This window comes from Marinobacter alkalisoli (assembly GCF_045449795.1).
In the GTDB taxonomy this organism is placed as follows: Bacteria; Pseudomonadota; Gammaproteobacteria; order Pseudomonadales; family Oleiphilaceae; genus Marinobacter.
In genome coordinates, this window is the sequence record NZ_JBJJLB010000015.1 from 62,874 (window position 1) to 78,055 (window position 15,182).

The 15,182-nt window shown below is 58.5% G+C and carries 12 protein-coding genes; 1 reads left to right on the forward strand and 11 read right to left on the reverse strand.

The genetic code is table 11. From position 1 onward, the window contains the following. Window positions 1-97 precede the first annotated feature (97 nt). Both secA and ACJO3M_RS04410 read right to left on the reverse strand, forming a co-directional pair. Complete coding sequence (secA, locus tag ACJO3M_RS04405; protein ID WP_407000039.1) at window positions 98-2,839, reverse strand: preprotein translocase subunit SecA; 2,742 nt, start codon at window positions 2,837-2,839, stop codon at window positions 98-100. A gap of 194 nt (window positions 2,840-3,033) precedes the next feature. Next, window positions 3,034-3,990, reverse strand: coding sequence for a M23 family metallopeptidase (locus tag ACJO3M_RS04410; protein ID WP_407000041.1), 957 nt, complete (start codon window positions 3,988-3,990; stop codon window positions 3,034-3,036). A gap of 212 nt (window positions 3,991-4,202) precedes the next feature. On the opposite strand from ACJO3M_RS04410, the gene ACJO3M_RS04415 reads away from it, so the two are divergent. Beyond that, window positions 4,203-4,649: a DciA family protein gene (locus tag ACJO3M_RS04415; protein WP_407000043.1), complete on the forward strand. Its 447-nt coding sequence runs from the start codon at window positions 4,203-4,205 to the stop codon at window positions 4,647-4,649. An 11-nt stretch (window positions 4,650-4,660) separates the two neighbouring features. On the opposite strand, the gene lpxC is transcribed toward ACJO3M_RS04415, so the two are convergent. The 9 genes from lpxC to murD all read right to left on the reverse strand — a co-directional run bounded on the left by lpxC (window position 4,661) and on the right by murD (window position 15,168). Beyond that, window positions 4,661-5,578, reverse strand: a complete 918-nt coding sequence (gene lpxC / locus ACJO3M_RS04420; RefSeq protein ID WP_406986027.1) for a UDP-3-O-acyl-N-acetylglucosamine deacetylase — start codon at window positions 5,576-5,578, stop codon at window positions 4,661-4,663. Between the two features lie 209 nt (window positions 5,579-5,787). After that, window positions 5,788-6,945, reverse strand: coding sequence for a cell division protein FtsZ (ftsZ, locus tag ACJO3M_RS04425; protein WP_407000045.1), 1,158 nt, complete (start codon window positions 6,943-6,945; stop codon window positions 5,788-5,790). A 96-nt stretch (window positions 6,946-7,041) separates the two neighbouring features. After that, window positions 7,042-8,277: a cell division protein FtsA gene (ftsA, locus tag ACJO3M_RS04430; RefSeq protein WP_213479051.1), complete on the reverse strand. Its 1,236-nt coding sequence runs from the start codon at window positions 8,275-8,277 to the stop codon at window positions 7,042-7,044. A 36-nt stretch (window positions 8,278-8,313) separates the two neighbouring features. After that, entirely contained in the window at window positions 8,314-9,153 is an 840-nt protein-coding gene (locus ACJO3M_RS04435) for a cell division protein FtsQ/DivIB (RefSeq protein WP_407000047.1), read from the reverse strand. After that, window positions 9,146-10,102, reverse strand: a complete 957-nt coding sequence (locus ACJO3M_RS04440) for a D-alanine--D-alanine ligase (RefSeq protein WP_407000098.1) — start codon at window positions 10,100-10,102, stop codon at window positions 9,146-9,148. The genes ACJO3M_RS04435 and ACJO3M_RS04440 overlap by 8 nt, the downstream gene beginning before the upstream one ends. 10 nt (window positions 10,103-10,112) lie before the next feature. Then, on the reverse strand, window positions 10,113-11,558 hold the full coding sequence (murC, locus tag ACJO3M_RS04445; RefSeq protein ID WP_407000049.1) for a UDP-N-acetylmuramate--L-alanine ligase: 1,446 nt from the start codon (window positions 11,556-11,558) through the stop codon (window positions 10,113-10,115). Beyond that, window positions 11,551-12,636 (reverse strand): undecaprenyldiphospho-muramoylpentapeptide beta-N-acetylglucosaminyltransferase, encoded by a 1,086-nt coding sequence (gene murG / locus ACJO3M_RS04450; protein ID WP_407000051.1) that lies wholly within the window; start codon window positions 12,634-12,636, stop codon window positions 11,551-11,553. The genes murC and murG overlap by 8 nt, the downstream gene beginning before the upstream one ends. Next, the gene (ftsW, locus tag ACJO3M_RS04455; RefSeq protein ID WP_407000053.1) at window positions 12,629-13,828 is read right to left on the reverse strand and encodes a putative lipid II flippase FtsW; all 1,200 of its coding nucleotides are present in this window, start codon (window positions 13,826-13,828) and stop codon (window positions 12,629-12,631) included. Before ftsW ends, murG begins: the two co-directional genes overlap by 8 nt. Next, on the reverse strand, window positions 13,828-15,168 hold the full coding sequence (murD, locus tag ACJO3M_RS04460) for a UDP-N-acetylmuramoyl-L-alanine--D-glutamate ligase (RefSeq protein ID WP_407000055.1): 1,341 nt from the start codon (window positions 15,166-15,168) through the stop codon (window positions 13,828-13,830). The genes ftsW and murD overlap by 1 nt, the downstream gene beginning before the upstream one ends. Between the last annotated feature and the right edge of the window lie 14 nt (window positions 15,169-15,182).

Below are 15,182 nucleotides of genomic sequence, written 5' to 3' on the forward strand. Positions count from 1 at the left end.
CCTCAACGTATTCAAATCCGTCACTGTTTAACAAAAAACCCGCAGCCTGACAGTATCAGGTGCGGGTCATCCGGTTCACTGCGATGTTGCCGGGTAGTTAACTGACCTTACCGCAACACTGCTTGTACTTCTTGCCAGACCCGCAGGGACAAGGCTCGTTTCGACCCACCTTGCGCTCCTGTCGAACGAAGGTATCCGGTGTCCCCTGCTGGTTACGCCCCTGGTCGTCTTCGTTCTGCTTCTGCGCTGTGGCGCTGGTTTCTTCATGCTGCAGCTTGGCTCTCGCCAGCTCCTGCTCCAGTTCCTGCTTGCGACGACGCTCAACCTCTTCCATCTCTTCCCGGCTCTGAACGCGCACATGGCTGAGCACACGGGTGACATCCCGCTTCATTGTTTCAAGCATGGTTTCAAACAGGTTGAAGGCCTCACGCTTGTATTCCTGCTTCGGGTTCTTCTGGGCATAGCCACGCAGGTGAATACCGCGACGCAGGTGATCCATGTTCGAAAGGTGCTCTTTCCAGAGCGTATCCAGCACCTGCAGGAAGACCTGCTTCTCGAACTTGCGCATGGATTCGGAACCGGCAACCTCTTCCTTGGCCTTGTACTCACCCACGATGGCATCAAGAACCTTCTGGCGCAGGTTCTCTTCATACAGCTTGCTGTCTTCATCCAGCCACTTCTGAATCGGCAGATCAATGGCCATTTCAGACTGCAGCTGGGACTCAAGACCCGCCACATCCCATTGCTCGGGCATGCTCTGCGGCGGAATGTATTCACTGATCAACGCATCCACGACATCCTCGCGAATGGTGTTAATCATGTCGGAAATGTCTTCCGAGGACATGACTTCGTTGCGCTGCTCGTAAATGACCGTACGCTGGTCATTGGCAACGTCATCATACTCCAGCAGGGTTTTCCGCATATCAAAGTTGCGGCCTTCAACCTTGCGCTGGGATTTTTCAATGGCGTTGGTCACCATCCGGTGCTCAATCGCCTCACCTTTCTTCATGCCCATGGCCTGCATCAGGCTCTTGACCCGATCCGGGGCAAAGATACGCATCAGGTTATCTTCCAGGGACAGGAAGAAACGGGAGGAGCCCGGATCACCCTGGCGACCGGCACGGCCACGCAGCTGGTTGTCGATCCGGCGAGACTCATGACGCTCGGTACCGATGATATGAAGGCCACCTGCGTCCAGCACCTGGTTATGGCGCTCAGTCCATTCCGCCTTGAGGCGGGCAATCTCTTCCTCGGTCGGATTATCCAGCCCCGCGACCTCGAATTCCCAGTTACCACCCAGCACGATGTCGGTACCACGACCCGCCATGTTGGTGGCGATGGTCACCGCGCCCGGGCGGCCGGCCTGGGCAATAATCTGTGCTTCACTTTCGTGCTGTTTGGCGTTGAGGATCTTGTGGTCGATACGTGCCTTTTTGAGCAGCATGGACAACAGCTCAGACGCTTCGATTGAGGCGGTACCCACCAGAATGGGGCGACCTTCCGCCGTGACATCCTTGATCTCATCGATGATGGCGTGGAACTTCTCTTCCTGCGTCAGATAGATCAGATCGTTGTAGTCAATACGCTGAATCGGCTTGTTGGGCGGAATCACCACCACATCAAGGCCATAGATCTGGCGGAATTCGAAGGCTTCGGTATCGGCGGTGCCGGTCATGCCCGCCAGCTTGTCGTACAGACGGAAATAGTTCTGGAAGGTCGTGGAGGCCAGGGTCTGGCTCTCGGCCTGGATACGCACCCCTTCCTTGGCCTCAATCGCCTGATGCAGCCCTTCGCTCCAGCGACGTCCGGGCATGGTCCGGCCGGTATGCTCGTCGACGATAACCACCTGGTCACCCTGAACAATGTAGTCAACGTCTTTCTGGAACAGGTGGTGGGCACGCAGGGCCGAGTGCACATGGTGCAACAGGCTCAGATTGGCAGCGGAGTACAGGCTTTCGCCTTCCTTCAGCAGGCCCCGCTCGAGCAGCAGTTCTTCGACTTTTTCATGGCCACCCTCGGTGAGCTCCACCTGGCGGGATTTCTCATCGATGGTGAAATCACCGCTGGGCTCGCCTTCCTCTTCGCTGACCTCGCCCATTTCCAGATTGGGAATCAGGGTATTGATGGCCTGGTAAAGCCTGGAACTGTCCTCAGCCGCGCCGGAGATGATCAGCGGGGTACGGGCTTCATCAATGAGGATGGAGTCCACCTCATCCACAATGGCATAGTGCAGACCGCGCTGGACTTTGTCCTCAGTGCTGAACGCCATGTTGTCACGCAGGTAATCAAAGCCGAATTCGTTGTTGGTACCGTAGGTGATGTCCGCCTGGTATGCCGCACGCTTTTCTTCCGGGGTCTGGCCGGCCACCACAACACCCACCTGCAGGCCGAGGAACCGATAGAGCTTACCCATCCACTCGGCGTCACGGCGGGCCAGATAGTCGTTTACGGTAACCAGATGCACGCCCTTGCCGGACAGCGAGTTCAGATATACAGAAGCCGTTGCCACCAGGGTTTTACCCTCACCGGTCTTCATTTCGGCGATGTGGCCTTCGTGCAGGGTAATGCCGCCAATGAGCTGGACATCGTAGTGACGCATACCCATCACCCGGCGACTGGCCTCACGGACGGTGGCAAAGGCTTCTGGCAAGATGGCGTCAAGCTTTTCACCGTCATGAAGGCGACGGCGGAACTCTGCGGTCTTGCCTTGCAACTCGGAATCGGACAAATTGCCAAACTGCTCCTCAAGTTCATTAACGCGCATGACTGTTTTGCGCATTCTCTTGATTTCTCTGGCGTTTTTACTGCCGAACATCTTCGTTGCAAGCTTTGTGAACATAGACCACTGCTTCTTTGATTAATCGGAGGAAGCCGGCATTCTAACCTTATTTGCCGACAGTACAAAAGGCAGGGCTCACACCAGCGCGAATTGCACCCATGATACGCCCCCGTCCGTGGTAACGCTCTGATATTACGGGAGTGGTTTACAAAGGAAAAGGCGCGGGGGCTGGATTCACCCCCGTAAAGGCGATGTCAGCGACTGGCGCGCTGGATATAGGTTTCCGGATTTTCGGATTTGCCGTTACGGATCACTTCGAAATGAACGTGCGGACCAGTGGATCGGCCGGTGCTCCCCATCAGCGCGACCACCTGCCCCTTCTGCACCACATCACCCACTTCTACCTTGATGGACTTGGCGTGAGCGTAGCGGGTCACCAGACCGTCACCGTGATCGACCTCCACCAGGTTGCCGTACCCGTAACGTTTGTCAGCGTACGTCACGACACCACCTGCGACCGCAATGATATCGCTGCCGTCCTTGCCGGCCAGGTCAACCCCGGAATGCCAGGTACGCTTGCCGGTGAAAGGGTCAGAACGGTACCCATAGCGGGATGACAACCAGCCCCAGGTAATCGGGCGCCCCTCAACAAACAGCTCATCTTCAAGCTTCTTGCGGGAAGCCACCTGATCCAGCAGACGCAGCTGCTGCTCCCGATCATCAATAAGCCGCGACAGTTGGTCAATCATGCTCGTGAGCTCCGGAGCGGTAAAAGAATCACCAGAAAGCCCATCATCCTCCGGCCCACCCACGGCGGCTGGCTGATCAAAATCAAACTCATCGCTGGCTACCAGGCCAGACTCCACGAATCGCTGGCCCAAGGCATCCAGCCGTAGCAAGCGGCCCTGCATTTCGCCCAGACGTAAGGTCAGCGCATCAATCTGCTGCTGAACATTGTGCTCTATCTGGGCAAGCTCGGATTTCTGGTTTTTGAGTTTGGTTTTCCATTCAACCACCAGCTCCGAAGGTGAAGGCTTTGCCGCTTCTGCCTGACTGACAGCAACCCGGTAACCGGACCAGCCCGCCAATGCCAGCAGAGCAAGCACAACCAACACCAGACCGGCTGCAACCGGGGCATTTACTGCGACCACTCGTGATTTTCCGTGGTGCTTGCCAACGAAAATTATATTCATATCGTCTTCTGGTTTCATAGAAGAGCCGCAACCTGATCCTGTAGTGTTGCGCCTCAGACGTTCTGGCCGGGCCTGCTATCCTTAGCAACAACTACGTATTTAATTACTCGCAGCCGCCCGTGGACATATACACATGAGACAATGTAAAAGGAGTGTAATACAGGCACTGCGCGCAAACCGTGCCGAAGTGTAACCAATCGTAACCGGAGTCGTCGAGAAAAACTGCGGCCATGAAAAAGACCTCTGACACCAAAATGACCCCGGAAACCTTCCGCCGGGCCCCCGTGCTTCGCGAACTGATGAGCAAGGCCGAGCTCCACCAGCAAGCTGAGGCCGTGGTACTGGCGGCGTTACCGAACCATCTGGCGACCGGCACCCGATTTGTCAGTTGCCAGGAAGGAGAGCTGGTACTGTCAGCAGAAACCGGCGGCACCGCCAGCCAGATACGCTTCCGTCAGCACGAGATCATGGAGAATCTCAGGAAGGAAGAACTGTTCCGCTTTGTCTGGAAGCTGAGGGTAAAAGTAGCCCCACCGCGTTTCCGCGAAAAACCCAAAGTGGAAAAGACACCCCTGAGCAAAGAAAATGCCCGACTCCTTAAGGAAGAAGCCGGGCACACGAAGGACAAACAATTACGCGAGGTTCTCGAAAAACTCGCAAGCCACGTCCGGGATTAAAGCGTCCTGCTTTAAGCCTGGGCCGCCAGCACAGGTTTCATATAGGAAATCGGGGCAGTGGCCTCGTCGTCGAAGGTCACCACTTCCCAGGCATCCTCTTCCGCCCTGAGCTTGCGCAGCAGCTTGTTGTTCAGGTCATGACCGGACTTGATGCCGCGGAACTCGCCAATCAGGCTGTTGCCCAGCAGGTACAGGTCGCCAATGGCGTCCAGCACCTTGTGTTTGACGAACTCGTCATCGTAACGAAGGCCGTCTTCGTTAAGAATCTTGTAGTCATCAACCACAATGGCATTATCCACACTGCCACCCAGCGCCAGATTCATCGCCCGCAGCTTTTCGATATCACGCATGAAACCGAAGGTGCGTGCGCGGCTGACTTCCTTCACGAACGACGTGCTGGAGAAGTCAACGGTCGCGGTCTGGGCGCGCCCCTTGAACACGGGGTGATCAAAGTCAATCCCGAAGCTGACCTTGAAGCCTTCAAACGGCAGGAAGGTGGCCTTCTTGTCGTCTTCTTCAATGGTCACTTCGCGCTTGATGCGGATAAACCGCTTGGCGGCTTCCTGCTCGGCAATGCCGGCAGACTGCAGAAGGAACACAAACGGACCGGCGGAGCCGTCCATAATGGGTACCTCGGCAGCGCTGAGCTCCACAAAACAGTTATCAATCCCGAGACCAGCCATGGCCGACAGCAGATGCTCTACTGTTGCCACACGGACACCGTTTTTTACCAGCGTCGTGGACAGCATGGTCTCACCCACATTTTCCGCGCAGGCGCGAATCTCGACCATCGGGTCCAGGTCCGTTCTGCGGAAAATGATCCCTGAATCAACAGGCGCGGGCTTCAGGGTCAAATAGACCTTCTCCCCTGAATGCAAGCCTACACCGGTCGCACGGATAGTGTTTTTAAGTGTCCGTTGTCTGATCATCGGTTCATCATTCCGTCACAAATTGGCGATATTCTAGGCAAAAATCTGCCCGGAGAATATCAGAAAGTAAGACTGAGTACCATTTAACCAGTGTGGCTTTGCCTTAAATTTACAATAAGCCAACACAGCAATCAGCCCACGTTCAATCCGGGCCGTCGGCTCTCAAGTACTCCAGAAAACCGTTTCCGGATCACAGTTGAGACAGATTATCAATCAGCCTGACGGCGAAGGAATGCGGGAATATCGAGATAGTCGACCCCCTGCTCTTCGCTTTCTTTGCTCTGGTCAACAGCCACATTACCATGGGCAACCGCGCGCCGACGCAGCACTGCAGGCCTATCGAGCTGATTGTAATCGGTTGTGCCATCCAGGGTACGGGTGTTATCCACCACCTTGGTCGGCTTCTCACGGTCACCGCCCAGGCCGGTCGCGACCACGGTAACCTTCAGTTCGTCAGTCATCTCCGGATCAATCACCGTGCCGACAACCACAGTTGCGGAATCCGATGCAAACTCACGCACAATGTCGCCAACCTCGGAGAACTCGCCCAGGTTGAGGTCCATGCCAGCGGTGATGTTGACCAGAATGCCCTTGGCGCCCTGCAGGTTGATATCTTCCAGCAACGGGCTGCGCACAGCGGCTTCGGCCGCTTCGCGGGCGCGGTTCTCGCCAGTGGCACGTGCAGTCCCCATCATGGCGTTGCCCATCTCGGACATCACCGTCTTCACGTCGGCAAAGTCGACGTTGATCATACCGTTACGGGTAATCAGGTCAGCGATCCCCTGAACTGCCCCAAGCAAAACATCGTTGGCGGAACCGAAAGCATCCAGCAGGCTGGTTTTCTTGCCCATGACCGCCAACAGCTTTTCATTGGGAATGGTGATCAGCGAGTCAACCGTTTCTTCCAGCTCCTTGAGCCCGGCCTCTGCCACACTCATGCGCTTGCCGCCCTCAAACATAAACGGCTTGGTGACCACGGCAACGGTCAGGATACCCATTTCACGGGCCACCTCGGCCACAACAGGCGCCGCACCGGTCCCGGTGCCACCGCCCATGCCCGCGGTAATAAAGACCATGTCGGCGCCTTTAAGCGACTCGGCAATGCGGTCACGGTCCTCCAGAGCGGACTGACGCCCTACCTCCGGATTGGCGCCGGCACCCAGCCCCTTGGTGATGTTACCACCAAGCTGGATGATCTGGCGTGCATCCAGGTCGGTCAGTGCCTGGGCATCGGTATTGGCGCAGATGAACTCCACACCTTCAATGTCACTGTTAAGCATGTGGCGTACGGCGTTACCACCGCCACCACCTACACCCACTACTTTAATGACAGCGTTTTGCTGGACATTATCGACGAGTTCAAACATTCCCCTACTCCTTCGTGCTGTTTTCAGCCTTGTTCCAGGCTGTTTGTTCGAGATTGTGTTTTCGAGATACCTTCGTTTACTGCTACCCCGGAACCGTCAGAAGTGACCGGTAAACCAGGCTTTCATGCGCTCCAACAGCGAGGGTGCGTCTTCACCCTTGAGCACCGGCGTCCGCCCCAGATCCATCTGGCGGAAACCATGAATCAACAACCCCACGCCGGTGGCGTAGATCGGATTGTTGACCACTTCCGTCATACCGGAGACCGCCTGCGGACAGGCCAGCCTTACCGGCATGTGGAAGATCTCTTCGGCCAGCTCCACCACCCCTTCCATGGTGGAGGAACCGCCTGTAATCACGATGCCTGCGGGAATCAGATCCTCGAATCCGGACCGTCTCAGCTCCGACTGCACGAGGGTGAAAAGCTCCTCGTAGCGGGGCTCAACCACTTCCGCCAGGGCCTGACGCGACAGGTCCCGCGGTGCGCGGTCTCCGACACTGGGCACCTTGATGGTTTCATCCGCACCGGCCAGTTGGGTCAGTGCGCAGGCATACTTGATCTTGATTTCTTCGGCATTCTGCGTGGGTGTGCGCAGGGCCATGGCAATGTCATTGGTGACCTGATCCCCGGCAATGGGAATCACCGCGGTGTGACGAATCGCACCGCCGGTGAACACGGCGATGTCGGTGGTGCCGCCACCAATATCAACCACACACACGCCCAACTCTTTTTCATCTTCCGTCAGGATGGCGTGGCTCGACGCCAGCTGCTCCAGAATGATGTCATCCACCTCCAGGCCGCAGCGCTTCACACACTTCTCAATGTTCTGGGCGGCATTCACGGCACAGGTCACCAGATGCACCTTGGCTTCCAGACGCACGCCGGACATGCCCATGGGCTCCTTGATGCCTTCCTGGCTATCGATGACGAACTCCTGCGGCAGTATGTGCAGGATTTTCTGGTCCGCCGGAATGGCCACCGCCTGAGCCGCGTCAATCACCCGGTCGATATCCGCCTGGGTCACTTCCCGGTCACGGATGGCGACAATGCCGTGGGAGTTGAGACTCTTGATGTGACTGCCAGCAATGCCGGCATACACCGAGTGAATCCGACACCCCGCCATGAGTTCGGCTTCTTCAACCGCGCGCTGGATGGCTTGCACGGTGGTTTCGATATTCACCACCACACCACGCTTCAGCCCCCGTGACGGGTGCGAGCCGATGCCCACCACCTCAATGGTCCCGTCCATCTTGCGCTTGCCGACAATCGCAACCACCTTCGAGGTTCCGATATCGAGGCCGACAATCATGTTTTCCGTTTCAACCGATGACATGTGTTTCACCAAACCGTAGGTCTGAATTTGACGTTGCTATGATTTTTTTCCGGAGCCAGACGCTTCCGACTTCCACTTCACCGCCACACCATTGGTGTAGCGGGCATCCACCCGACTGACTTCATCCGCACGGGAAATCAGCCGGTTTTCATACACTGTAAGAAAACGCGCAAAGCGCTCTTCCACCTGATCACGCCCCAGCACCACTTCAATGCCGTTGGCCAGGCTGAGGGTCCAGGCGCCCCGTTGTTCCAGAGTCAGGCCAGCAAAACCAAGGCCATGCCCCGTCAAGGTATCGCTCATGGTTCGAGCCATGCGAATCACGTCCTTGACCCGCTCATCCGGTCCGGCAAGCCTGGGTAACCTGCCTGCCACTTCCGGGTTGTCCGGAGAAAACAATTCGCCGGCACGACTCACCAGCCGATCTGCGTTCCAGTAAGCCAGTGGCTTCTTTTCGCGAATCTCGATTTCCAGCCGATCCGGCCAGACCCGACGCACGGCTGCCGATTCCACCCACGGACGCCGCTCGAGAGAGCTCTTGATTTCAGACAGATCCGTGGCGAAGAAACTCTTGCCAATCCAGTCACCCGCCTTACGCTCCAGGTCGGTGCGACTCTCGCCCACCAGGGTGCCGGTCACATCAATACCCATGATCTGGCGATCCATCGCGCTCAGCACCTGGCTGGTCCCCCAGGGCACCATCGCCGCTGCCAGAACAATCGCGGCGCCCATACCAACCTGTAGCCAGGGCACGGCCGCCAGCACTGCCTTCAACAATCCGAACCGGTTCCGCTCTGGCCCCAGGGTCGTTGCCCCCCGCCGCCGAGGGGGATCGGGCGGTACCGCCCGGCTCCGGATCAGAAGGCTGTCAAGCATGGCTGTCCTCCAGGGTGTCCTTGAGAATCCGTACAACCAGTTCTTCAAAGCTGATACCCGCCGCTCTTGCGGCCATGGGGACCAGGCTGTGATCCGTCATCCCCGGAACGGTGTTGACTTCCAGCAACCAGAAACCGCCATCGCGGTCCTGCATGATGTCCACTCGCCCCCAGGTGCGACAGCCAACGACCCGGAAAGCGTCCAGGGCCAGATGCTGCAACTCCAGTTCAGTCTCCGGATCAAGGCCACAGGGAATGCGATAACGGGTGTCGTCCGCCTCGTACTTTGCCTCGTAGTCGTAGAACACATGATCGGTGCTCAACCCGATGGCTGGCAGCGCCTGGTCCTGCAGCAGGCTGACCGTAAACTCCGGACCTTCAACCCACTCTTCCACCAGTACCAGCGAGTCCAGCGTGCAAGCCTCCTGATAGGCTTCCACCAGTTCGTCGCGATTGGTCACCTTGCGAATGCCAATGCTCGATCCCTCACGGGATGGCTTGACGCTCAGGGGCAACGACAGGTTCCGCAGAATGTCGTCGACTTCACTCACCGCTCCCATGGCGCGAAACTTTGGCGTCGGCAGACCGCAACCCTCAAACACGTATTTGGTGCGCAGCTTGTCCATCGCCAGAGCGGAAGCCAGCATTTCGCTGCCGGTGTAGGGAATACCAGCCTGGGACAGAATCGCCTGCAGGGTTCCGTCTTCACCGCCACGGCCATGAAGTGCAATGAACACCCGATCAAACTCCGGGCTGTCCACCGTACGCAACAGGCACCCCTTGACGTCAACGCCGTAGGCGTCGACGCCGGCGGACTGCAGCGCGGCCAGGACCGCGTTCCCGCTTTTCAGGGACACTTCCCGCTCCGCGGAATCACCACCCATGAACACAGCCACGCGACCGAGCGCCCGCACGGTTTCCGGCGCCGCCTGATAACCCTGTGTATCCATGCGCTTTGCATCACTCACTGGCAATCACTCCTGCCGCCGCGAGGCGGGCAGCAACGCCGCCAATATCCCCGGCACCCTGGGTAATCAGCAGATCCCCGTCCCGCAAGGTATTGGCCAGCAACTGTTCAATTTCACTGTTGTCTTCCACAAACACCGGCTCCACATTCCCGCGCTGACGAATGCTGCGGCACAGAGCCCGGCCATCGGCTCCGGGAATCGCGGGCTCGCCAGCGGAATACACATCCATCAGCAACAGTCCGTCCACCTCCGACAGCACCCGTACGAAATCTTCGTAAAGATCCCGGGTACGGGTGTAACGGTGAGGCTGGTAAAGCATTACCAGACGACGCTCGGGCCAGGCATCGTGCGCTGCGCGAATAACCGCTTCCACTTCGGTCGGGTGATGACCGTAATCGTCCACCAGCGTGATGTTGCCGTTGGGGGTCTGATAGTCGCCATACACCTGGAACCGTCGGCCCACGCCTGCAAATCCGGCCAATCCGCTACAAATAGCCGCGTCATCAACACCCTCATCAGTGGCTACCGCAATGGCCGCCAGGGCATTCAGTACGTTGTGACGGCCCGGCATCTTCAGTTCCACCTGCAGGTCCGCCCGGCCACCCGGCCGGCGCACCAGGAAGTGGGTACGCAAGCCGTCGGAGCTGATCTGTTCAGCACGGTAATCCGCTTCCGGGTTGTCGATGCCATAGGTAATAATCGCCCTGGAGATGCGTGGGATGATCTCCCGCACGTAGCCATCGTCCACACACATCACCGCAACGCCGTAGAACGGCAGGTTGTGCAGGAAATCGACGAAAGTCTGTTTCAGGCGCTCGACATCACCACCGTATGTGTCCATGTGATCGGCTTCGATGTTCGTTACCACCGAGATAACCGGCGTCAGGTGAAGGAAAGACGCGTCGCTTTCGTCCGCCTCTGCCACCAGATATCGGGAACCGCCCAATTGGGCGTTGGTGCCGGCGCTGTTCAGCTTGCCACCGATCACAAAGGTGGGATCCAGCCCGGCTTCGCCCAGTACCGAGGCAATCAGGCTGGTGGTGGTGGTTTTACCGTGAGTGCCCGCCACCGCAATACCATGGCGATAGCGCATGATTTCCGCCAGCATCTCGGCACGGGGCACAATCGGCACCCGCCGGCTGCGGGCCGCTGCCACTTCCGGGTTATCACCGGATACGGCAGTGGATACCACCACGACATCTGCCTTGGCGCTGTTCGACTCCCGGTGGCCGATGTGGACTTCAACGCCCATGGCCTTCAGCCGGTCGGTCACCGCGCCTTCGCGAATATCAGAACCCGACACGTCGTAGCCCTGGTTCTTGAGGACCTCGGCAATACCGCTCATGCCGGCACCGCCAATACCCACAAAATGGATATGACGAATACGGCGCATTTCCGGCACCTGATAGACCAGCGGCGGGTTTGTTGAGTCAGCCATTGGCGGCCTCCAGACAGTAATTCACGACTCTCTCCGTTGCATCCGGGCGGGCCAGCGATCGCGCAGCCTTCGCCATGTTCAGTACCCGGGACCGGTCGTTCGACAGGTCCCGTAACGTTTCCGCCAGCGATTGCGGGTTCAGCTTCGGCTGCGGAACAAGAACCGCCGCCTGAGCGCTTACCATGTGCTGGCCATTCATGGTCTGGTGATCGTCCACGGCATGGGGGAAAGGCACCAGGATCGCCCCCAGGCCCGCCACACAGAGCTCTGATACGGTCAGGGCGCCGGAGCGACACAACACCAGATCCGCCCAGCTGTAGGCTTCCGCCATATCCTTGATAAACGGTTCCACGGACGCCTCAACCCCACTTTGCTCATAGGCATCCCGGGCAGCATCCGCATGTTTTTCACCACACTGGTGTCGCACCACTGGCCGTTCGGCTTGCGGGAGTTTCGCCAGGGCCTCGGGCACCTGCTGGTTAAAAACCTGCGCACCCAGGCTGCCACCGACCACCAGCAAACGCAGTGGCCCTTCCCGCTGCGCCATCCGCTGCTCCGGCGCGGCCAGTTCCGCCAGATCCTGCCGTACAGGATTACCGGTACAGCGAGTCACGACCTTGTCACCGAAGCTGCCCGGGAACGCTTCCAGAACGGTTTCGGCGAAACGCACCAGTAGACGGTTGGTCATACCGGCCACGGCATTCTGCTCATGGATCACCAGCGGGATACGGTTCAGCCACGCGGCGAGCCCCCCGGGCCCGGTGACGAAACCACCCATGCCGACCACACAATCGGGCCGGATTCTGCGAATGACGGTGAAGGCTTCGCCTAGACCGCGCATCAGCCGGAAAGGCGCTGCCAGCAACGCCAGCTTGCCTTTGCCCCGTAGCCCGGAGACGTGAACCAGCGACAGCGGAATGTCGGTTTCGTCGATCAGACGCTCTTCCATACCACCCGCGGAGCCGAGCCAGAACACCTCGTGGCCCTTTTGCTGCAGAGCCCGTGCGGTCGCCAGTGCCGGGAACACATGCCCACCGGTGCCGCCGGCCATCATCAGAAAACGACGCTTGTCAGTCATACACTGCGCCTCCCCTGACCCGCTTTCCGGTTTTTTCCCGTGCCAGCCGCTCCCGATCCAGGCGTTCCATTTCCACGCGCGCCAGGATGCCCAGGGAGATGCAGGTAATCATCAGGCTCGATCCGCCGTAACTGACCAGCGGCAGGGTCAGCCCTTTGGTCGGCAACAATCCGGTACTCACCGCCATGTTGATTCCGGCCTGCAGACCAATCAGTAGCGTAATGCCGTAGGAGAAACACGCGGCAAATGGCATATTGGCCAACTCGGCGCGACGGGCAATCACGAAGCCCGTTACCACCAGAACCGTAAACAGCGCCAGTACAACCAGCGATCCCATCAAACCGAACTCCTCGGCAATGATGGCGAAGATGAAATCCGTGTGAGCCTCCGGCAGATAGAACAGCTTCTGCACCGAGTTTCCCAGACCGACGCCAGCCCACTCACCGCGCCCGAAGGCGATCAGTGACTGGGTCAACTGATAGCCGGTGTCAAACTGATCTTTCCAGGGGTCGAGATAGCTGACCACCCGCTTGAGGCGATACGGCTGGGTTACCACCAACACCACACCAAGAACCACCAGGGTCCCGATCAGCGGTATAAACCGGGTCAGCCGGACACCACTCAGGAAAATCATGCCGGCAGCCGCGCTCACCAGTACCACCGTGGCGCCGAAATCCGGCTGAATAACCAGCAACATCGAAGCCACAGCCAACACGACCAGGGGTTTGAGAAAGCCTGGCCAGGTGTTCAGCAATTCATCACGGCGCCGAACCACATACCCGGCCAGGTAGGCGATCAGACACAGTTTGGCCACTTCCGACACCTGGACATTGAACAGTCCGAACGGGATCCATCGAGTGGAGCCGTTGACGGTCCGCCCCAGGGGGGTGAGTACCAGCACCAGTACCAGCAAGCCGACACCGAGCAGAAGCCATCCGCTACGCTCCCACCAAGATACAGGGACATTCACCGCCACCAGAGCCAGAAAGCACCCGATACCGGCGAAAATCAATTGCCGGATCACATAGTGGTAGCTGTTGCCGACGGTTTCCGCGGCTATATCCATGGAGGCAGAGGAGATCATGACCACCCCCATGACCAGCAGGGCCACGGAACTGAGGATCAGCAGTGGCAGTGGTCGCAGATCACTGAACAACTGCTGCCGGCTTGGGAGTGTGAAATCAGTCTGCATCACAGCCCCTCCACTTGTTGCCGGAACTGATCCCCGCGATCGCTGTAGTCGCGGAACATGTCAAAACTCGCACAGGCCGGGGACAACAATACCCGATCCCCTGGCTGAGCCAGGGCTGCCGCCTGGACAACCGCGTCCGCCATGGTTTCCGCATGCGCAATCGCCGCCGCCGTTCCAATGTTTTCAGCAATGCGGTTGGCATCCCGGCCGATCAGCACCACCGCGCGGCAATGCAGGGTGACCGGCACTTCAAGTGGCGAAAAGTCAGCCCCCTTGCCATCGCCACCGGCGATCAGAACAATTTTCCCGTCCGCCGGGACCAGGCTGTCAATAGCCGCGGCCGTAGCGCCAACGTTGGTGCCCTTGGAGTCGTTGATGTAATCCACATCATTGACCCGGCGCACGAACTCACACCGATGCGGCAGGCCACGAAACTCCCGCGCCACCGTCAACATGGTTTCCATGGGCAAACCAGCCGCCTGCCCCAACGCCAGCGCAGCCATGACGTTGCTGATATTGTGGCGGCCCAGGAGTTTGAGCTCTTCCGCCAGCAACAGGTTGTCAAAACCGAAGGTGATCCAGGTGCCCTGATCATCGTCACGGGTACTGAACGTATCCGGATTCACTCGGTGAAAACCGAAGCACAGGAACCTCAGGTTATCCCGTGCCATCGGCGTGCTCAGGGCATCGTCCAGATTCACAATGGCGTTCTGGCAGCCCCGGAAAATACGTTGTTTGGCCTGGAAGTAGGCCATCTTGGACGGATAACGGTCCATGTGGTCGTCACTGACATTCAGTACCGTGGCCGCCAGGGCATTCAACTCATCGGTCGTTTCCAGTTGGAAGCTGGAGAGTTCCAGCACATACAGATCAGCCTGACGCCCCAACAGGTCCAGTGCCGGGGTACCGATATTACCGCCCACTTCGACCCCGCGCCCCGCCGCCCTGGCCATCTCACCCAGCAACGTGGTGACCGTGGTTTTACCGTTGGAGCCGGTAATGGCAACAATGGGAGCATCCGCCGCTTCGGCAAACAGATCGATATCGCCGCGGATCTTCGCACCCCCGGCCACCGCCGCCCGGATGGCAGGCGTTTCCACACTGACCCCGGGGCTGACCACCAGCTCATTGAAGCCGGCAAACCACTGCTCATCGAACGGTCCGGTTTGTACCGGCACGTCTGGCCAACCGGACGTCAGCTCGTCCAGACCCGGCGGATTTTGACGACTGTCAGCCACGGCAATTTCGCGCCCCTGCCCGCACAGATAGCGCACGCAGGAAAGCCCGGTTTTACCGAGCCCCACGACCAGTGTGCGACGATCTGACACGATGACACTCATAGAGACGCCATTCC